We start from the raw sequence: 14003 nt of genomic DNA, 5'->3' as shown, positions 1-14003 counted from the left end.
ATGGGCATCGACACCACCGTCATCTGGGCGGTCATCATCTTCTTCGCCGTCTTCATGTATGTGCTGCTGGACGGCTTCGACCTCGGGATCGGCATGCTGTTTCCGTTCACCCCGAAGAAGCGCGACCGCGACACCATGATGCATACCGTGGCCCCGATCTGGGACGGCAACGAGACCTGGCTGGTGCTGGGCGGGGAGGGGCTGCTGGCCGCCTTCCCGGTGGCCTATTCGATCATCCTCTCGGGGCTCTACCTGCCGCTGATCTTCATGCTGGTCGGCCTGGTGTTCCGCGGCGTGGCCTTCGAGTTCCGCTTCAAGGCGAAGGAAGGGGAGCGCCACCTGTGGGACAAGGCCTTCATCGGCGGCTCCGTCGTGGCCGCCTTCTTCCAGGGCGTCTCGCTGGGCGCTTTCCTGGACGGGATCGCGGTGTCGGGACGCAGCTATGCGGGCGGGCCGCTCGACTGGATCGCGCCGTTTCCCTTGCTCGCAGGCATCGGCGTGATGATCGCCTACACCTTGCTGGGCGCGACCTGGCTGGTGATGAAGACCGAGGGCGAGCTGCACGCGCGCATGGTGCAGGTGGCGCGCCCCTTCGCCCTGCTGCTGCTCGCGGCCATCGTCATCGTCAGCATCTGGACCCCGTGGCGCGACCCGGCCGTGGCGGCACGCTGGTTCACATTCCCGAACATCGTCTTCCTGGCGCCCGTGCCCATCCTGGTGGCGGTCTCCATCTTCCTGCTGCTGCGCTCGCTGGGGCGCGATCCGCACCGGCTGCCCTTCGTTGCCGCCCTGGCCCTGATCTTCCTCGGCTACACCGGCATGGCGATCAGTATCTGGCCGCACATCGTGCCGCCCGCGATCTCGATCTGGGAAGCGGCGTCGCCACCGAGCAGCCAGGGCTTCGCCCTGGTGGGCACCCTGTTCATCCTGCCCATCATCCTGATGTACACGGGCTGGTCCTACTGGGTGTTCCGGGGCAAGGTCAAGGCCGACGCGGGGTATCACTGATGGCCGCGCTGCGCAAGGCCGCGCGACGCGAATGGATGCGGCGGCTGGGCTGGATGGCAGCCCTGTGGGCCGGCGGTGTATTGAGCCTCTCGGTGGTGGCTTACCTGATCCGACTGCTGATGCGGCTCCTGGGAATGCAATAGGAATCAACCGTGCGCGGCCTGCCGCTATGGAGGACTACACTGCCGATAACCCTTTGCTAACAGGAGAGCAGCACCGTGCCCCTTCCCGACGCGCCCCTGGTCGAACGTCCCAGCGTCAATACTCCATCGGTCCAGGCCGCCATGCAGGCTTCGGTCGCCATGCCACTCTCGGGCGAAGACCAGGCGCGCGCCGACCTGTACGCGCTGCTGGCGCGCCTGCTCCTCGCGGCGCCCGACCCCGGCCTGCTGGACGCGCTCTCCGCGGCAGACCCCATCGTCTCCGCCGGCCAGGAGCCGGCGCTGGAACAGGCCTGGGAAGCCCTGACGCTTGCCTCCGGCGTCATGGACCCGGATGCGGTACGGGAAGAATTCGACGCGCTCTTCATCTCGGTCGGCACGCCGCCCGTCAACCCGAATGGTTCGCGCTACCTGTCCGGCTACCTGAACGACACCCCGCTGGCCGAGCTGCGCGGCGACCTGGTGCGCCTGGGTATCCGGCGCATCCGCGGCGTAGGCGAGTTCGAAGATCACCTGGGCGCCCTGTGCGAAACCATGCGTGTCCTGATCACGGGCGCGCCCGGCATCGCGCGCCAGAGCGTCGAGCGCCAGCAGGCCTTTTTCGAGGCGCACATCGCACCCTGGTACGCGCGCTGCGTGACCGACATCGCGGACGCCGAAGGGGCGAATTACTACCGGCTGGTCGCGCGGCTGGCCGCCGCCTTCCTCGACATCGAGGCGCAAGCCTTCGTCGTCGGGGCGGCGGCAATAGATTAACCAACAGAGGCATCGACATGGAACAGCATCCGATCGACCAGGCGCCCGGTGCGCGCAACGAGCCTGAAGCAAAGCCGGATCCGGCGCGGCGCAGCTTCTTGAAGGCCGCCCCCCTGGGCGCCCTGGCGGTGGTGGCCGCCCCCGCGAACGCCGAGACCCCGGCCCCGGCGCCAGCGAAGGCGCAGCCGCAGGTCAAGCGCGGCTACCACGAGACCGAGCACATCCGCCGTTACTACCAGACCGCCGCCTACTGGTAAGACGCACCCTGACATTCGGAGAGCCAGCATGTCCCTAGTCAAAGCTACCCGCGACAGCGGGCTGAAACGGCGCCGCTTCCTGGCCGGAGCAGGCGTTGCCGTCGGCGCCGGCGCCCTGGCGCGCCACCTGCCGCTGAACGTCATCGAACCGGCCCAGGCCGACCAGGTGGCGGATGCCCCGGTGCCCACCGAGGTCAAGCGCACCATCTGCAGCCACTGCTCGGTGGGCTGCTCGGTGGACGCGGTGGTCGCCAACGGGGTCTGGGTGCGCCAGGAGGCGGCCTTCGATTCGCCCATCAATATGGGCGCCCACTGCGCCAAGGGCGCGTCGGTGCGCGAGCACGGCTTCGGCGAGTCCCGCCTGCGCTATCCGATGAAGCTGGTGAACGGCAAGTACCAGCGCATCTCCTGGGACCAGGCCATCAACGAGATCGGCGACCGCCTGCTCGAGATGCGCCAGAAGTCCGGCCCGGATTCGCTGATGGTGATCGGCTCGTCCAAGCACAACAACGAACAGGCCTACCTGCTGCGCAAATGGGTCTCGTTCTGGGGTTCCAACAACTGCGACCACCAGGCGCGCATCTGCCACTCGACCACGGTCGCGGGCGTGGCCCAGACCTTCGGCTATGGCGCGATGACGAACTCCTTCAACGACTTGCACCATAGCAAGGCGGTGATGTTCATCGGCTCCAATCCGGCCGAAGCCCACCCGATCTCGATGCTGCACTTCCTGCACGCCAAGGAGCTGGGCGCGAAGATGATCGTCATCGATCCGCGCTTCACCCGCACGGCGCGCTTCGCCCACCACTACGTGCGGGTGCGGCCTGGCACCGACATCCCGCTGGTGTGGGGGATTTTGTGGCACATCTTCCAGAACGGCTGGGAAGACAAGGACTACATCGCCCAGCGCACCTACGGCATGGACGACGTGCGCAAGGAAGTCGCCAAATGGACGCCGGACAAGGTCTCGGACGTCACCGGCGTGCCGGAAGCCTCGGTCAGGATGGCGGCCGAGATGCTGGCCAAGAACCGGCCCTCGTCCGTGGTCTGGTGCATGGGCATCACCCAGCACCACGTCGGCACGGCGAACGTGCGCGCCCTGGCCATCCTCCAGCTGGCGCTGGGCAATATCGGCATCCCTGGCGGCGGCGCCAACATCTACCGCGGCCACGACAATGTGCAGGGCGCGACCGACGTCGGACCCAACGGCGACTCGCTGCCGGGCTACTACGGCATCGCCGAGGGCGCCTGGAAGCACTTTGCGAATGTCTGGGGCGTCGACTACGAATGGATCAAGTCGCGCTTCGGCTCCAAGGAGCTGATGGAAAAGCCGGGCATCACCGTGTCGCGCTGGTTCGATGCGGTGAACGAGGAAGAGCGCTTCATCGACCAGCCGAGCAAGCTGCGCGCCGTGTTTTACTGGGGCCATGCGCCGAACAGCCAGACCCGCCTGCCGGACATGAAGGCGGCCATGCAGAAGCTCGACATGCTGGTCGTGATCGACCCCTATCCGAGCATGACGGCGTCGATGCACGGCCGCACCGATGGCGTCTACCTGCTGCCCGCGGCCTCCCAGTTCGAAACCCAGGGCTCGTGCACGGCCTCGAACCGCAGCATCCAGTGGCGCGAGCGCGTCATCCAGCCGCTGTTCGAGTGCAAGACCGACCACGAGATCATGTACCTGTTCGCGAAGAAGTTCGGCTTCCACGAAGAACTGTGCAAGAACATCAAGGTGGTGCTCAACGAGCCAGTGGTCGAGGACATCCTGCGCGAGATCAACCGCTCCTGCTGGACCATCGGCTACACCGGCTGCTCGCCGGAGCGGCTCAAGCTCCACATGGAGAACAAGCACACCTTCAACCCGACCACCCTGCGCGCCGACGACGGGCCCTGCAAGGGCGACTACTACGGGCTGCCCTGGCCCTGCTGGGGCACGCCGGAGATGAAGCACCCGGGCACCCCGATCCTGTACGACCTCAACAAATCGGTCGCGGAAGGCGGCCTGCCGTTCCGCGCCAACTGGGGCGTCGAGCACAACGGGGTGTCGCTGCTGGCGGCCGACGGCTCGACCAACAAGGACAGCCAGCTCGATACCGGCTATCCGGAATTCGACCACGTCTTCCTCAAGAAGCTGGGCTGGTGGGCCGAACTGACGCCCCAGGAGCAGGCCATGGCCGAGGGCAAGAACTGGAAGACCGACCTGTCGGGCGGCATCATCCGCGTCGTCATCTCCCACGGCTGCGCACCCTTCGGCAATGCGCGGGCGCGCTGCAATGTCTGGAACTTCCCGGACCCGGTCCCCGTCCACCGCGAACCGCTGGCGTCGCCGCGCCGCGACCTGGTCGCGAAGTACCCGACCTACGACGACAAGGCCAATTTCTGGCGCCTGCCGACCCTGTACAAGTCGGTGCAGGCGGTCGACTACTCGAAGGACTATCCGCTCATCATGACTTCCGGCCGCCTGGTCGAATTCGAGGGGGGCGGCGAGGAAACCCGCTCCAATCCCTGGCTCGCCGAGCTGCAGCAGAACATGTTCTGCGAGATCAACCCGCGCGACGCCGTCCAGATGAACGCCAGGACCGGCGAATTCGTCTGGGTCGAGACCCCGACCGGCGCACGCATCAAGGTGATGGCGATGGTGACGGAGCGGGTGCCGATCGGCCTGGTGTGGATGCCATTCCACTTCGGCGGCTGGTGGATGGGCGAAGACCTGGAACGCCACTATCCGGAAGGCGGGGCGCCGGCGGTGCGCGGCGAGGCCGTCAACACGGCCTGGACCTATGGCTATGACGCCGTGACGATGATGCAGGAAACCAAGGTATCGCTGTGCCGCGTGGTACGCGCTTGACGAGAAACGATTCCCAGAGGAGGGCGACATGGCCGCGAGGATGAAATTTATTTGCGATACGGAGCGCTGCATCGACTGCAACGGCTGCGTCACCGCATGCAAGAACGAACACGAGACGCCCTGGGGCATCAACCGCCGCCGGGTGGTGACGATCAACGACGGCATCCCGGGCGAACGCTCGGTGTCGGTGGCCTGCATGCACTGCACCGATGCGCCCTGCCTGGCGGTCTGCCCGACCAACTGCATCTACCATACCGAGGACGGCATCGTCCTGCACAGCAAGGACCAGTGCATCGGCTGCGGCTACTGCTATTACGCCTGTCCCTTCGGCGCGCCGCAGTTCCCGGAAACCGGCATATTCAACCACCGCGGCAAGATGGACAAATGCACCTTCTGCGCCGGCGGGCCGGAACCGGACACCTCGGAAGCGGAATTCAAGAAATACGGCCGCAACCGCATCGCCGAAGGCAAGCTGCCGGCCTGCGCCGAGATGTGCGGCACCAAGGCCCTGCTGGGCGGCGAGGCCAACCAGATCGCCGACATCTACCGCCAGCGCGTCGAGACCCGCGGCTACGGTCCGGAACTGTGGGGCTGGAAGATCGCCTACGGCCGTCCGAAACGCGGCGGCGAGATCAAGACCAAGGGCGACTTGCCGCGCGGCAACCAGATCGCCGGCGATGCGCAGAACCATCCGGGGAGGTTCCCGCAATGAAAAAACTCCGCTACTGCGTGCTGGCGCTGCCGCTGCTGCTCGCCGGCTGCCTCGAGGTCGACCAGCATCCGGAATGGCTGCACGGCGAATACGCCGGCAAGACCGACCCGCGCCACTACCAGACCCGCTTCCACAACGACCGCCTGGCCTGGTCGGCGACGATCCAGAACCGCGGTATGAAGCAGAACGAGTACAACCGGGCCAATCCATAAAGGGAGCTCACGATGCCTACTTCATCCTCGCGCTCCCTGTCCCTGCGCCTGCTGCTGGCGCTGGCTTTCGCGCTCCTGAGCACCTTCCTGCTGTCCGCAGCCCAGGCCGGCGTGCCCAACAAGGACGCCAAGCCGGCCTACGCAGAGGAGCAGACCATGCTCCAGATCGAGGGCGACTCGGTCGTGCCCGAACCGTCGCTCACCAATCCCGCGTCGGGCCGGGTACACATGGACCGCAATTATCTGGGCCAGTACGGGGCGACGGAAGCGAACGTCATCGTCCAGCGCGGCGGCAATACCTGGCGCCACCTGCGCAACGGGCCGCTCGCGACCATCGCCGGCTTCATCCTGCTGGGCGTGCCCCTGCTCATCTTCGTGTTCTACAAGGGCGTGGGCGCGGCCAAGGAAGTGCCGCCGTCCGGGCGCCGGATCAAGCGTTTTACCGACTGGGAACGCCACGTGCACTGGGCCACGGCCTACAGCTTCATCGCCCTGGCCATCACCGGCATCATCATCATGTACGGCAAGAAGATCATGCTGCCCTGGATGGGACACGACTTGTTCTCCTGGTTCGCCATCATCTCGAAATACCTGCACAACTTCGTCGGGCCGCTGTTCATCGTCTGCTCGGTGCTGATGTTCATCACCTTCCTGCGCCGTAACTTCTTCAACCGCAACGACTGGCAGTGGGTCAAGCAGGGCGGCGGCCTGGTCTCGCACAAGCACGTGCCGGCCGGCTTCTTCAACGCCGGCGAGAAGGCCTGGTTCTGGCTGGGCGTGACCCTGCTGGGCATCGTCATGTCGGTCACCGGCCTGGTGCTGGACTTCGTCACCTTTGGCCAGACCCGCTACGTGCTGCAGGTGGCGAACTACCTGCACATCGCCGGCGCCGCCTGCTACATCGCCGCCGCCATGGGCCACATCTATATCGGCACCTGGGGCACCCCGGGCGCCTACCAGGCCATGCGCGAGGGCACGGTCGACGAAGCCTGGGCCCAGGCCCACCACGCGATCTGGTACGAACAGGTGAAGAACGGCACCGCGACCGATCCGGCCCACCGCCCGCATCCGGACGCGCCGCGCGGCCCGGCGCCGCGCCCGGGCCCGGCTCACTGAGGAAACCAGCATGAAAGCATCGACCCTCCTGATCCACGGCGCCCTCGCCACGCTGGCCCTCGCGCTCGGCGGCTGCGACCGCGGCCGCCCGGCCAGCGCCGACGGCGTGGTGCAGACCAAGTATCCGGGCCAGGTGAGCGCCGGCGGCGCCACCAGCGGCACCATCATCGCCCAGAGCGCCAGGCCGGTGACCGACGCCACTTATGCGGGCGGCACGCCGGGCCATGCCGGCGGCGCGGGCGGCACCTCGTCCGGCGCGGCGACGGCCGGGACCGTGACCGAGACCGGTCAAGGCCCGAGCGCGGGCGTGACGCCGCCTTCCGGCGCCCAGCCCGGCACCCAGGCCCAGCCCGGCGACACCGGCAAGCCGGCCGCGCCGGCGCCCGGGACGACCGAGGCCCCGGCCGCCACCAACACCGCGCCGCTGGCGCCGGCCGGTCGCGGCACCCTGGAGAGCAAGCAATGATGACGACGACAAGAATGGCGTGCACGCTGGCCGCTCTGATGCTGTGTGCGCAGGCCGGGGCCGCACTGCCCCCGCCGACCCCGGCCCAGCAGCAGGCGGCCGCGGCGAAGAAGGCGGCCGACGATGCCAAGGCCGCCAAGGACAAGGAACTGCTGGCCGCGTCGATGGACGCGCTGGCCTCGCGCTGGCGCACGCAGGCGCCGTCGAAGGGCTGGAAGATCAATCCGCCGGTGACGGTTGCGGCTGCGCCGGTGTCTGCGGCCGCGGCGCCGAACATGGTGCTGGGTACCCCGGGCACGACAGCCGGCGGCACCCAGGCGGCGGCCGGCGGCACGGCCCCTGGGGCTGCGCGCGCGGCGGCCGCGGCAGGCACAGTGCCGGCCGGCGTGACGCCGCCCGCCGCCGGCATGCCGGCCGCGCCTCCCGCGAATGCGGCGCCCGGCACGGCCGCGGCCAGCCCGGCCACCGGCGCGGCGCCGCTCAGCCGCCAGGCGCTGAACGCCGCCAACGTCCCGATCAAGAGCGAGAAGCTCGGCACGGCCGCGCCCAGCGAGGACGTCAAGCGCGGGCCCACGAAATCGGTGCCGAAAGGGGTCGGCCCGGCGGTGGAGAAGAAAGTCAGCCCCGAAACGGCGAACAAGCAATGAAGATGGGCAGCATGCCGATCGCGGTGATCATGCAGCGCCGCGCCGTCCAGCACCGCTGGGCCGACGAGGCCTGGGCGGCGGTGGGCGTGGTGCCGGACCGCGGCGAACTGCCGCGCCTGCAGGTGCTGAGCGAGAGCCCTGAGCGCGACTACTACATGGTCTCGGGCCTGGAGCTCGAGCTGTGGACCGACGAGAACGACGGCTACTACGAGAACTGCATGGCGCCCGAGTCGAAGATCTTCGTGCTGTGGCGCATGGAGGAGGGCATGGCGATGCCCGTGCGCGCCTCGGCCAGCTATGTCGAGGGCACCCGCATGTTCGACTCCGGCGAGCAGGCCGACGGCGTGACGATGCCGGCCGAGATCTACGCCTGGGTGGCCGGCTACCTGCGCGAGCACTACCAGCCCAAGCCCCGGCGCGGCCGCCAGCACGGATGAAGGGGGCCTGAATGTCAGAGGAAGGATTCTTCCGGCGCTGGTCGCGCCTGAAGGCGACGGGCGAGGCTGCCGAAACCAGGCCTGCGCCGCCGCCGGTCCCTGTGCCGGTCGAGACGGCGGCCCGCGCCGAGCCGGAAGCACCGGCGCGGCCGCTGCCCACGCTCGACGACGTCGCGGGCCTGACGCCCGAATCCGACTTCTCCACCTTCGTTGCGAGAGACGTCGACAAATCGGTGCAGCGCCTGGCCCTGAAAAAACTGTTCGCCGATCCGCACTTCAATGTGGTCGACGGACTCGACATGTATATGAGTGACTACAACAAGGCGTCGCCAATGGCGCCCGCCATGCTGGCTTCGCTCCAGCATGCGCCGGGCCTGCTGGCGCAGCTGCTGGGCGACCGGCAGGACGCCGACAAAGAGGAAGAGGGGCAAGGCAGCAGCGATGCCGAAGCTTCTTCTCCCATCCAACAAGGGAACACATGAATATCCGATTTGCCGAGCATCCACCGATCGACCCGGTCCAGGAAGGCCGCAACACCGAGGCGCGCGCCGCCGCAATCGCAGCAAGCGACGCGATTCCCGCGTTCGAACCCTCGGTCACGGTGAGCTACCGCTCCTCCGGCAGCACCCTGGTGGTCGGCTCGAGCGAGCATGCGCTGCCCTGGGCCGATCGCCTGGCGGCCGCGCTGCCCGTCACCGTGCTGCTGCTCGACCAGCAGGCGCATCTGCAAAATGCGATGCCCGTGCGCCCCTATCCGGTGCACGTGGCGCGCGTGGCCGCCGTGGCCGGCTGGCTGGGCGCCTTCGAGGCGCGCTGGCAGGCGCCGCACCAGCCGGTCCGGCAGGGACGCTTCGACCTGGTGCTCGACCTCAGCCCGAGCCGCCTGATCCCCAGCCACCAGCGCCCACACGGCTATTATGCGCCGGGCTATGACGAAGCCTCGCGCCAGGAGGCCCTGGAGGCCATGCTGGACATGGTTGGCGATTTCGAGAAGCCCAAGTATTTCTCGTACAAGGAGAGGACCTGCGCCCATGGCCGCAACGGCGTGACCGGCTGCAGCGCCTGCATCGACATCTGCTCGGCCCAGGCAATCCACGATGACGGCGACCGCATCAAGGTCAACCCCTACCTGTGCGCCGGCTGCGGCGCCTGTTCGACGGTCTGCCCGACCGGCGCGATCAGCTACGCCTTCCCGCCCGCCGCCCTGACCGGCAAGCGCATGCAGGCGGCCTTGCGCTCCTACGTTGATGCCGGGGGCAGCGAACCGGTGCTGCTGCTGCACGATCCGGAGCAGGGCGCGGCGCTGCTGGCCCAGCTGGGCGACGACATCCCCGGGCGCATCATCCCGCTGGCCCTTCAGCACACGGCCTCGACCGGCATCGACGTCTGGTTCGCCGCCATCGCCTATGGCGCGGCCGGCATCGTCGTCCTGAATACGGGCCAGGAGGCGCCGCAATACGTCGCCGCCCTCGACCAGCAGATGGCGATCGCGCAGGCGGTCCTCGATGGCCTGGGCTACGACGGCCCCCACCTGCAGCTGCTGCGCGCCGGGGCGCCCGAGGAAGTGGCCGTGGCCCTGCGCCACGCGCCGCGCGGTGCGACGCCCGTCGAGCCGGCCGTGTTCCACCTGGCGAACGACAAGCGCAACACCCTCGACTACGCGCTCGAGCACCTGCACCGCCACGCGCCGGAGAAGCCCGAGCACGTCGCCCTGCCGCCCGGCGCGCCGTTCGGGACCCTCGAGGTCGACCGCAAGGCCTGCAGCCTGTGCATGTCCTGCGTCGGCGCCTGCCCCGCCGGCGCGCTGCAGGACGGGCAGGGCGCCCCGCTGCTGCGCTTCATCGAGAAGAACTGCGTCCAGTGCGGCCTGTGCGCCGCCACCTGCCCGGAAAACGCCATCACGCTGCAGCCGCGCCTGTCCTTCCTGGACAGCCGCAAGCAGGCCGTGGTGCTCAACGAATCCCAGCCCTTCCACTGCATCCGCTGCGACAAGCCCTTCGGCACCCTGCAGATGGTCGAGAACATGCTCGGCCGCCTGGCCTCCCACCCGGCCTTCAGCGGCCACCTCGACCGCCTGCGCATGTGCGGGGACTGCCGCGTCATCGACATGATGGCGCCGGAGGGCGAGATGCGGGTCACGGCCCTCAGGCGCGACTGATCCACGTCGGGTGGCCGTCAAGGCCGCCCAGCATCTACAATCATGGCAAAATGGCCACGAGCAGCCATGCCAACCAGCGACCAGGAGACACCATGACGCCGACCCAGCGCTTCCTTCACGCGCGCGACTTCCTGCTGCAACACCGACTCGACTACGAGACCGCCTACCGCGACTACCGCGCCCCCCAGCTGGAAGAGTTCAACTGGGCGCTCGACTATTTCGACCGGATGGCGAAGGACAACCACGCCCCCGCGCTGTGGGTGGTCGAGGAAGACGGATCCGAACAGAAGATCTCCTTCGCCGACATGGCGGCGCGGTCCTGCCAGGTGGCCGAGTACCTGCGCCTGTGCGGGGTGAACCGCGGCGACCGGGTGCTCCTGATGCTGCCGAACCGGGTCGAGCTGTGGGAGATCATGCTGGCCGGGATCAAGCTCGGCGCCGTGCTGGTGCCCACCACCATGCTGGTTTCCGGCGCGGACCTGCAGGACCGCCTCGAGCGCGGCCGCGTGAAGCACGTGATCGTCCAGGCCTCGGAGGCCCACAAGTTCGCGTCCATGCAGGGCAGCTTCACCCGCATCGCGGTGGGCGGCAAGCCCGAGGGCTGGCGCGCTTTCGACGACTGCCGCGACGTGCTCTCGGTCTTCACGCCCGAGGGCGAGACCCGCGCCACCGACCCGCTGCTGCTCTACTTCACCTCCGGCACCACGGCCAAGCCCAAGCTGGTGCTGCACAGCCACCAGAGCTATCCGGTCGGCCACCTGTCGACGATGTACTGGATCGGCCTGCAGCCGGGCGACGTCCACTGGAACATCTCTTCGCCGGGCTGGGCCAAGCACGCCTGGAGCTGCTTCTTCGCGCCCTGGAACGCCGGCGCCACGATCTTCGTCTACAACTACGAGCGCTTCTCGGCCAAGGCTTCGCTCGACACCATCGTGCGCTGCGGCGTGACCTCGCTGTGCGCGCCGCCGACGGTCTGGCGCATGATGATCCAGGAAGACCTGAAGGGCTGGCGTCCGCCGCTGCGCGAACTCGTGGGCGCGGGCGAGCCGCTGAATCCGGAAGTCATCGAGCAGGTGGAACAGGCGTGGGGCATCCGCATCCGCGACGGCTTCGGACAGTCGGAAAGCACGGCGCAGATCGGCAACCCGCCGGGCCAGCCGATCAAGCCCGGCTCGATGGGCCGCCCGCTGCCCGGCTACCGCGTGACCCTGCTCGACATCGACGAGCAGCCGGCCGCGGAGGGCGAGATCTCGCTCAGCCTCGACCCCGCCCCGCTGGGCCTGATGCTGTGCTACGAGGGCGACGAGGAGAAGACCGCGCAGGTCATGCGCGCCGGCCACTACCACACGGGCGACACCGCCACCGTCGACGAGGAAGGCTATTTCTTCTACGTTGGCCGCAACGACGACGTGTTCAAGTCCTCGGACTACCGCATCAGCCCCTTCGAGCTCGAGAGCGTGCTGATCGAGCACGACGACGTGCTGGAGGCGGCGATCGTGCCCAGCCCCGACCCGCTGCGCCTGTCGGTGCCCAAGGCCTTCATCACGCTGCGCTCGGGCGTCCTGCCGTCGCGCGAGGTGGCGGCCTCGATCTTCGCGTTCGCGCGCGACAGGCTGGCGCCCTACAAGCGCATCCGGCGCATCGAGTTCCGCGAGTTGCCCAAGACCATCTCGGGCAAGATCCGCCGGGTCGAGCTGCGCCGGGAAGAAGCGGGCAGGGGCGGCGCGCCCGCCCAGGACGGCGGCCTCGAATACCGCGAGGAAGACTTCGCGGCAGGCTAGCCGGGCGCGGGGCCGGTTGACTAAGAAACCAGCTCGTATATACTGATTCCGTTTCCATCCACGGGCTGATACGGGGTCGACATGCCTTGCATCCAATTCGACGGCGTCTTCCATGCTTCCCGCGCACCCCATGCGCAGGCGGCGCCGTCGCCATGCCCGTCGCACACTCCCCTCCTGCCGGGACTGAGCGCCTTCCACGCCCGTCTTGCGCAACGCTCGACCCGCGATCTCGCCTGCCTTTCCTGAGCTCGGCGAGAGGCGCTGAAGCCCAGGCTTCCCGCACTCTCCCGAGCCCATCCACCAGCACCTGTCGTTCGCCGCGGATCGCGGCGTGATTCCTCATTGTTGGCCAGCCTGGCACCAGGCTGGGAAAGGCATGTCATGTGCACCAAGCATTACCCGAGCCGGCACGCGCCGGCCGTCCTGGACCTGTGCGTCCATACGTCCGCCGCGGCCACAGCCGGCCGCGCGCGACTGCTCCCACTCACCATTTTCCGCGCGTCGACGGGAGGGAGCTAGCCATGCGCCGCATCGATCGCATCCTGCTGGCGGTCAGCCAGCACCACCCGGGCCCGGTCGAACTGCGCGCCGCCCGCCTCGCCCACCAGCTGGGCATCGAGGCCTTCGACGTGCTGGCGCTCAAGCGCGGCGGGGCGAGCACCGCGGTCAGCCATGCGCGCGTCGACGGCGCGGCCTTGCGCGTCGTCGTCGACGGCCAGGCGCAGGCGCTCGGCCCGGGCCTGTTCCCGGACGAACTCGAGAACACATGGGTCATGCGGCGCGGGCAGCCGGCCCAGGTGCTTGCCGAAGCGGCCGAGCGGATCGGCGCCGACCTGCTGCTGGCGGCCGCCCATGCCGGCCCGCGCCTGCCGTCCTGGGTGCGCTCATCGCGCAACCTCGAACTGCTGCGCGCCTGCGGCATGCCGGTCCTGCTGGTGCAGGGCGAGGCGCGATACGACTACCGCACCGTCGTGGTGGCCTGCGACTTCTCGCGCGCCGCGCTCGCGAGCGCGCGCATCGCGGCACTGCTCGCACCCGGGGCGCGCTTCGTGTTCGTGCACGCCTGCGCGCTACCCGAGGAAGCCATGATGCGCGAGCTGGAACTGCCGCCCCGCGTCATCCGCGCGGGCCGTGAACATGCCTGCGCGGTGGCGCGCCGGCGGCTCGAGGACTTCGTCGGGCTCTTCCTCGAGGAGGTGGACGCGCCGGTCTGCGAGGCGGAGCTCGGCCGTCCCCATGCCGTGATCGCCGACTGCGCCCGCCGCCATGGCGCCGACCTCCTGGTACTGGGCCGGGGCGCGCTGCATCCCGGCGCATGGCTCTCGTCCAGCAACGTCATGCAAAGACTGGTGGACGAGGCGCCCTGCGACCTGCTGATCGGCCCGGGGCGCCAGGGCGGCGACTGCGACCGGCGCCTCGCGGCGTGAACGGCCGCGCACGCATT

The 14003-nt window shown here is 68.7% G+C and carries 15 protein-coding genes; all 15 read left to right on the top strand.

What is annotated here, in order from left to right:
• The 15 genes from cydB to ACQ7JA_RS16330 all read left to right on the top strand — a co-directional run bounded on the left by cydB (position 1) and on the right by ACQ7JA_RS16330 (position 13986).
• Positions 1-1008, top strand: coding sequence for a cytochrome d ubiquinol oxidase subunit II (gene cydB, locus ACQ7JA_RS16400; protein WP_430899600.1), 1008 nt, complete (start codon positions 1-3; stop codon positions 1006-1008).
• Entirely contained in the window at positions 1008-1151 is a 144-nt protein-coding gene (locus ACQ7JA_RS16395; protein WP_430899598.1) for a DUF2474 domain-containing protein, read from the top strand. Before cydB ends, ACQ7JA_RS16395 begins: the two co-directional genes overlap by 1 nt.
• A gap of 75 nt (positions 1152-1226) precedes the next feature.
• Entirely contained in the window at positions 1227-1925 is a 699-nt protein-coding gene (locus tag ACQ7JA_RS16390) for a TorD/DmsD family molecular chaperone (RefSeq protein ID WP_430899596.1), read from the top strand.
• A gap of 17 nt (positions 1926-1942) precedes the next feature.
• Positions 1943-2182, top strand: coding sequence for a twin-arginine translocation signal domain-containing protein (locus ACQ7JA_RS16385; protein WP_430899594.1), 240 nt, complete (start codon positions 1943-1945; stop codon positions 2180-2182).
• A gap of 28 nt (positions 2183-2210) precedes the next feature.
• On the top strand, positions 2211-5030 hold the full coding sequence (locus tag ACQ7JA_RS16380; protein ID WP_430899592.1) for a formate dehydrogenase subunit alpha: 2820 nt from the start codon (positions 2211-2213) through the stop codon (positions 5028-5030).
• 28 nt (positions 5031-5058) lie between these two features.
• Positions 5059-5742 carry a formate dehydrogenase FDH3 subunit beta gene (fdh3B, locus tag ACQ7JA_RS16375; RefSeq protein WP_430899590.1) on the top strand — a complete coding sequence of 228 codons (684 nt, stop codon included), beginning with the start codon at positions 5059-5061 and terminating at the stop codon, positions 5740-5742.
• Entirely contained in the window at positions 5739-5954 is a 216-nt protein-coding gene (locus ACQ7JA_RS16370) for a hypothetical protein (protein WP_430899588.1), read from the top strand. The genes fdh3B and ACQ7JA_RS16370 overlap by 4 nt, the downstream gene beginning before the upstream one ends.
• Positions 5955-5966: 12 nt before the next feature.
• Positions 5967-7070, top strand: a complete 1104-nt coding sequence (locus ACQ7JA_RS16365) for a formate dehydrogenase subunit gamma (protein WP_430899586.1) — start codon at positions 5967-5969, stop codon at positions 7068-7070.
• Positions 7071-7080: 10 nt separating this feature from the next.
• Positions 7081-7536 (top strand): hypothetical protein, encoded by a 456-nt coding sequence (locus tag ACQ7JA_RS16360; protein WP_430899584.1) that lies wholly within the window; start codon positions 7081-7083, stop codon positions 7534-7536.
• A complete protein-coding gene (locus ACQ7JA_RS16355) occupies positions 7533-8183 on the top strand; it encodes a hypothetical protein (RefSeq protein ID WP_430899582.1) in 651 nt (216 codons plus the stop codon). The genes ACQ7JA_RS16360 and ACQ7JA_RS16355 overlap by 4 nt, the downstream gene beginning before the upstream one ends.
• Positions 8180-8620 (top strand): DUF3305 domain-containing protein, encoded by a 441-nt coding sequence (locus ACQ7JA_RS16350; RefSeq protein WP_430899580.1) that lies wholly within the window; start codon positions 8180-8182, stop codon positions 8618-8620. The genes ACQ7JA_RS16355 and ACQ7JA_RS16350 overlap by 4 nt, the downstream gene beginning before the upstream one ends.
• 11 nt (positions 8621-8631) lie before the next feature.
• Positions 8632-9102 (top strand): DUF3306 domain-containing protein, encoded by a 471-nt coding sequence (locus tag ACQ7JA_RS16345; protein ID WP_430899578.1) that lies wholly within the window; start codon positions 8632-8634, stop codon positions 9100-9102.
• Positions 9099-10778, top strand: coding sequence for a 4Fe-4S binding protein (locus ACQ7JA_RS16340; protein WP_430899576.1), 1680 nt, complete (start codon positions 9099-9101; stop codon positions 10776-10778). The genes ACQ7JA_RS16345 and ACQ7JA_RS16340 overlap by 4 nt, the downstream gene beginning before the upstream one ends.
• A 92-nt stretch (positions 10779-10870) precedes the next feature.
• A complete protein-coding gene (locus ACQ7JA_RS16335; RefSeq protein ID WP_430899574.1) occupies positions 10871-12559 on the top strand; it encodes an AMP-binding protein in 1689 nt (562 codons plus the stop codon).
• A 521-nt stretch (positions 12560-13080) separates the two neighbouring features.
• Entirely contained in the window at positions 13081-13986 is a 906-nt protein-coding gene (locus ACQ7JA_RS16330; protein ID WP_430899572.1) for a universal stress protein, read from the top strand.
• Positions 13987-14003: the final 17 nt, after the last annotated feature.

This window comes from Massilia sp. BKSP1R2A-1, assembly GCF_050586525.1.
Lineage (GTDB): Bacteria > Pseudomonadota > Gammaproteobacteria > Burkholderiales > Burkholderiaceae_D > Telluria.
This window is presented reverse-complemented; position numbering and strand designations above follow the sequence as displayed.

Excerpts from the sequence above, each read along its gene's own strand:
- ACQ7JA_RS16340 (WP_430899576.1), top strand. The coding sequence starts at position 9,099 with ATGAATATCCGATTTGCCGAGCATCCACCGATCGACCCGGTCCAGGAA.
- ACQ7JA_RS16380 (WP_430899592.1), top strand. The coding sequence starts at position 2,211 with ATGTCCCTAGTCAAAGCTACCCGCGACAGCGGGCTGAAACGGCGCCGC.
- ACQ7JA_RS16345 (WP_430899578.1), top strand. The coding sequence starts at position 8,632 with ATGTCAGAGGAAGGATTCTTCCGGCGCTGGTCGCGCCTGAAGGCGACG.
- ACQ7JA_RS16335 (WP_430899574.1), top strand. The coding sequence starts at position 10,871 with ATGACGCCGACCCAGCGCTTCCTTCACGCGCGCGACTTCCTGCTGCAA.
- ACQ7JA_RS16350 (WP_430899580.1), top strand. The coding sequence starts at position 8,180 with ATGAAGATGGGCAGCATGCCGATCGCGGTGATCATGCAGCGCCGCGCC.
- ACQ7JA_RS16330 (WP_430899572.1), top strand. The coding sequence starts at position 13,081 with ATGCGCCGCATCGATCGCATCCTGCTGGCGGTCAGCCAGCACCACCCG.
- ACQ7JA_RS16370 (WP_430899588.1), top strand. The coding sequence starts at position 5,739 with ATGAAAAAACTCCGCTACTGCGTGCTGGCGCTGCCGCTGCTGCTCGCC.
- ACQ7JA_RS16360 (WP_430899584.1), top strand. The coding sequence starts at position 7,081 with ATGAAAGCATCGACCCTCCTGATCCACGGCGCCCTCGCCACGCTGGCC.
- cydB (WP_430899600.1), top strand. The coding sequence starts at position 1 with ATGGGCATCGACACCACCGTCATCTGGGCGGTCATCATCTTCTTCGCC.
- ACQ7JA_RS16365 (WP_430899586.1), top strand. The coding sequence starts at position 5,967 with ATGCCTACTTCATCCTCGCGCTCCCTGTCCCTGCGCCTGCTGCTGGCG.
- fdh3B (WP_430899590.1), top strand. The coding sequence starts at position 5,059 with ATGGCCGCGAGGATGAAATTTATTTGCGATACGGAGCGCTGCATCGAC.
- ACQ7JA_RS16385 (WP_430899594.1), top strand. The coding sequence starts at position 1,943 with ATGGAACAGCATCCGATCGACCAGGCGCCCGGTGCGCGCAACGAGCCT.
- ACQ7JA_RS16355 (WP_430899582.1), top strand. The coding sequence starts at position 7,533 with ATGATGACGACGACAAGAATGGCGTGCACGCTGGCCGCTCTGATGCTG.
- ACQ7JA_RS16395 (WP_430899598.1), top strand. The coding sequence starts at position 1,008 with ATGGCCGCGCTGCGCAAGGCCGCGCGACGCGAATGGATGCGGCGGCTG.